At 52.2% G+C, this 3,529-nt stretch carries 3 protein-coding genes, 14 tRNA genes and 3 rRNA genes; all 20 read left to right on the top strand.

The window, feature by feature from the left end:
* Positions 1-39 precede the first annotated feature (39 nt).
* Positions 40-156: ribosomal RNA gene (gene rrf, locus C7459_RS22595) — 5S ribosomal RNA — on the top strand.
* A gap of 135 nt (positions 157-291) precedes the next feature.
* Positions 292-570, top strand: coding sequence for a hypothetical protein (locus tag C7459_RS22590; RefSeq protein ID WP_109691454.1), 279 nt, complete (start codon positions 292-294; stop codon positions 568-570).
* A 105-nt stretch (positions 571-675) separates the two neighbouring features.
* Positions 676-1,176 (top strand): hypothetical protein, encoded by a 501-nt coding sequence (locus C7459_RS22585; protein WP_109691453.1) that lies wholly within the window; start codon positions 676-678, stop codon positions 1,174-1,176.
* Positions 1,177-1,204: 28 nt separating this feature from the next.
* Positions 1,205-1,402, top strand: coding sequence for a hypothetical protein (locus C7459_RS22580; protein ID WP_109691452.1), 198 nt, complete (start codon positions 1,205-1,207; stop codon positions 1,400-1,402).
* 217 nt (positions 1,403-1,619) lie between these two features.
* Positions 1,620-1,711, top strand: a tRNA-Ser gene (locus C7459_RS22575).
* A gap of 4 nt (positions 1,712-1,715) precedes the next feature.
* Positions 1,716-1,792: transfer RNA gene (locus tag C7459_RS22570), tRNA-Met, on the top strand.
* A gap of 9 nt (positions 1,793-1,801) precedes the next feature.
* Positions 1,802-1,885 (top strand) — tRNA-Tyr (locus C7459_RS22565).
* A 26-nt stretch (positions 1,886-1,911) separates the two neighbouring features.
* Positions 1,912-1,987, top strand: a tRNA-Trp gene (locus C7459_RS22560).
* 6 nt (positions 1,988-1,993) lie between these two features.
* Positions 1,994-2,069, top strand: a tRNA-His gene (locus tag C7459_RS22555).
* A 24-nt stretch (positions 2,070-2,093) separates the two neighbouring features.
* Positions 2,094-2,168 (top strand) — tRNA-Gln (locus C7459_RS22550).
* 4 nt (positions 2,169-2,172) lie between these two features.
* Positions 2,173-2,248, top strand: a tRNA-Lys gene (locus C7459_RS22545).
* Positions 2,249-2,256: 8 nt separating this feature from the next.
* A tRNA-Ala gene (locus C7459_RS22540) sits at positions 2,257-2,332 on the top strand.
* Positions 2,333-2,336: 4 nt separating this feature from the next.
* A tRNA-Asn gene (locus tag C7459_RS22535) sits at positions 2,337-2,412 on the top strand.
* A 4-nt stretch (positions 2,413-2,416) separates the two neighbouring features.
* A tRNA-Glu gene (locus tag C7459_RS22530) sits at positions 2,417-2,493 on the top strand.
* A gap of 8 nt (positions 2,494-2,501) precedes the next feature.
* Positions 2,502-2,577: transfer RNA gene (locus C7459_RS22525), tRNA-Val, on the top strand.
* 19 nt (positions 2,578-2,596) lie between these two features.
* A tRNA-Met gene (locus C7459_RS22520) sits at positions 2,597-2,672 on the top strand.
* 3 nt (positions 2,673-2,675) lie between these two features.
* Positions 2,676-2,752 (top strand) — tRNA-Asp (locus tag C7459_RS22515).
* 18 nt (positions 2,753-2,770) lie between these two features.
* Positions 2,771-2,847: transfer RNA gene (locus C7459_RS22510), tRNA-Ile, on the top strand.
* An 8-nt stretch (positions 2,848-2,855) separates the two neighbouring features.
* A 5S ribosomal RNA gene (gene rrf / locus C7459_RS22505) occupies positions 2,856-2,972 on the top strand.
* A gap of 370 nt (positions 2,973-3,342) precedes the next feature.
* A 16S ribosomal RNA gene (locus tag C7459_RS22500) occupies positions 3,343-3,529 on the top strand; the annotation flags it as partial.

Here is a 3,529-nt window from a genome sequence, read left to right as displayed (position 1 = left end):
GTCTTGAACTCACAAAGTTGCTCTACCCAGTTGTCACAGTCTCGTGATGATGGCGGAAAGGTCACACCTGTTCCCATCTCGAACACAGAAGTTAAGCTTTCCAGCGCCGATGGTACTTGGACCGCAGGGTCCTGGGAGAGTAGGACGTCGCGAGGCACTAGAGAAAGACCTGATTCCAGAGGGAATCGGGTCTTTTTTTGCATACATACAAGCCCAAGAAAAGGTGGTAGCTCCTTCAGGAATACAAGGCCCTCAAAAACCAAGGGTTCAACTTCAGAGGATGCGCGAGTCATGATCGCCGCATATAAGGGACACCATGCGCTTGTAGCTCGGCTGCATGATGAGCGTTATTTTGTAGGGGCAGGGTTTGCGACGAAACTGGCTGAGTTGGTGGAGGGCGAAACGGATCTGTTTCAGAAGGCGTTTTTTCTTGATGTAAAGAGATTGCAAGGCAAGATTGTGATGGGTTCTCCGGTAGAGCTGCGAGAGGTATTGGGGGAGCTGCTCAATCGTCATCCCGAGGTAATGGGGTGGCTTACGAAAGCTACACGGAGTTATCAGAGTGCGTAGCGGTCTCTCGCGCTTGCGAAAAAAGCTGATTCCAGGGAACGCGCTCAGGAGAACATTGCTGCTACAGAAGGTCCGCATCTGATCGCGGAGGCGATACGGAAAAAGTTGAAGGATGTCTTCCATTACGAGGACTTTAGCGGACGTGGCAAGTCAGAGGATGTCGGTGCTTATTGGTTGACGAGCTCCTTGCAGATCAACGTGTGCCCCTACTGCAACCGGCAGTATATCCATACCGTGCGCATGGAGGGCAAAAAGACCGGGACTCGCGCGGAGTTGGATCACTTTTATGCGAAGTCGATCGATCCGTTTTTGGCGGTGTCGTTTGCGAATATGGTGCCGAGTTGTTCGATCTGCAATTCACGGATGAAACGTGATCGGGACTTCTATGCGGTGCCGCACCAGCATCCATACCAGGCGGGGTTTGAGCGGGTCTATGCGTTCCGTGTGGCGTTTGAGGACGATCGGGAGGAGGTTTGGGTGAAAAGCTGGTTTGAGCCCAATCCGAAGGCGTTCTCGCTGAAGCTGGAGCCAGTCCCAGGGGGGAATGAGGAGACAGCCAAGCGCCAGATAGAACATCGAGACCTTCTGTTTGCAAGACATGTATAATGACTGCCACAAGGACTGCGCCTCTGAGATGTTGATCAAAGCTCGCGTGTACAATGAAACGATGGTGAGCTTGCTCATGGATTCCTTCACCGAGCTGTTTCCAACGCGGGAGTCGGTGCTGCGGATGATCTCCGGGAATTACGTGTCGGAGGACGACCTCGACAAGCGCGTGCTGGCCAAGCTGACCCGTGACCTGGCGCGGGATTTCCGCATGGAACCTCTGTAAAAAGCGACCTCTTCGAATCGAATTCGTGGAGGTCGCTTTTGTTAAGAAAAAGTGAGGAATATGTGTTCTGGATGAGATAATATCATCTAGCTTATCTATTCGGCTCAATATGCGAGAATATGGAGGGTAGCGGAAGTTGATGAGTACATGGGATCATGATAAGATAGCTCTTGTCGCCGCCGAGAGCGGTAAACAAAACGAAACACCTTCTTAACATGGAGAGATGTCCGAGTTTGGTCGAAGGAGCACGATTGGAAATCGTGTAGGCGGGAAACCGTCTCAAGGGTTCGAATCCCTTTCTCTCCGCCATCGTGGCGGTGTAGCTCAGCTGGCTAGAGCATTCGGTTCATACCCGGAGGGTCGGGGGTTCGAATCCCTCCGCCGCTACCAATTTCATCTGGAGAGGTACCAAAGTGGCCAAATGGGGCGGACTGTAAATCCGTTGCGTAAGCTTCGAAGGTTCGAATCCTTCTCTCTCCACCATTTTCACTTCAACAACTTCAATACGCAGGGGCATAGTTCAGTTGGTAGAACGTCGGTCTCCAAAACCGAATGTCGTGGGTTCAAGTCCTGCTGCCCCTGCCAATCATGGCGGTCGTGGCGAAGTGGTTAACGCACCAGATTGTGGCTCTGGCATTCGGGGGTTCGATTCCCCTCGATCGCCCCATGATTTTTAAAACTAACACTTTGTTGGGGAGTCGCCAAGCGGTAAGGCAACAGACTTTGACTCTGTCATGCGAAGGTTCGATCCCTTCCTCCCCAGCCATTGTGAGCCATTAGCTCAGTTGGTAGAGCACCTGACTTTTAATCAGGGTGTCGAAGGTTCAAGTCCTTCATGGCTCACCAGTTTTAATGGGGGGTTAGCTCAGTTGGTAGAGCACCTGCCTTGCAAGCAGGGGGTCAGCGGTTCGAATCCGCTACTCTCCACCATTATTCCTCGATAGCTCAGTTGGTAGAGCGCCCGACTGTTAATCGGATGGTCGCAAGTTCGAGTCTTGCTCGGGGAGCCATCTTGGCCCGTTGGAGAAGCGGCTTAACTCATCGCCCTTTCAAGGCGACATTCACGGGTTCGAATCCCGTACGGGTCACCACGTTTTACGGAGGCTTAGCTCAGCTGGGAGAGCATCTGCCTTACAAGCAGAGGGTCGGCGGTTCGATCCCGTCAGCCTCCACCATTTCTTAACTTAATACCGTCGCGGGGTGGAGCAGTTGGCAGCTCGTCGGGCTCATAACCCGAAGGTCACAGGTTCAAGTCCTGTCCCCGCAACCACATGGAGCTGTGGTGTAGTGGCCTAACATGTCCGCCTGTCACGCGGAAGACCGCGGGTTCGAATCCCGTCAGCTCCGCCATTTTTCAAATCAATACCCGGGCCCATAGCTCAGTTGGCTAGAGCGCACGACTGATAATCGTGAGGTCGGAAGTTCGAATCTTCTTGGGCCCACCATTTTAAAGTCTCGTGATGATGGCGGAAAGGTCACACCTGTTCCCATCTCGAACACAGAAGTTAAGCTTTCCAGCGCCGATGGTACTTGGACCGCAGGGTCCTGGGAGAGTAGGACGTCGCGAGGCACTATCTTTAGGAAAAAGACTCTATCCGTTGCGGATCGGGTCTTTTTTTGTATGTGCTCGTAGCGATAAAGTTAATGTGCGTGCGAGGGAGAATGGACGAGAAATCGGCCTGACCGTGCGAGGCGAACTCAAGGTTTGTTTCAGTTTGTTTCGGCGCAACTCTGTGACTTTGTGAGCGATGTGGTAAGATAACTCTTGTCGCCGCGAGAGATGTGGTGATGAAAAGAAAAGAAGCAATTGGTTGTTGACAGTTTGTATTGGACATGCTATTCTAATAAACGTCGCCGCGAGAGACACTACGGTGACGAGATTGATCCTTGAAAACTAAACGAGTGATAGATGAGAATCGATTCGAGCCTTGAATCAAACTTTAATTGAGAGTTTGATCCTGGCTCAGGACGAACGCTGGCGGCGTGCCTAATACATGCAAGTCGAGCGGACTGATGTGGAGCTTGCTCCATTGATGTCAGCGGCGGACGGGTGAGTAACACGTGGGTAACCTGCCTGGCAGACTGGGATAACGCTTGGAAACGAGTGCTAATACCGGATGATCTCTT

It is taken from the genome of Tumebacillus permanentifrigoris (genome assembly GCF_003148565.1).
Classification (GTDB): Bacteria; Bacillota; Bacilli; order Tumebacillales; family Tumebacillaceae; genus Tumebacillus; species Tumebacillus permanentifrigoris.
The sequence above is the reverse complement of the archived record's forward strand: the minus strand, read 5'-3'. Positions and strand labels throughout refer to the sequence as shown.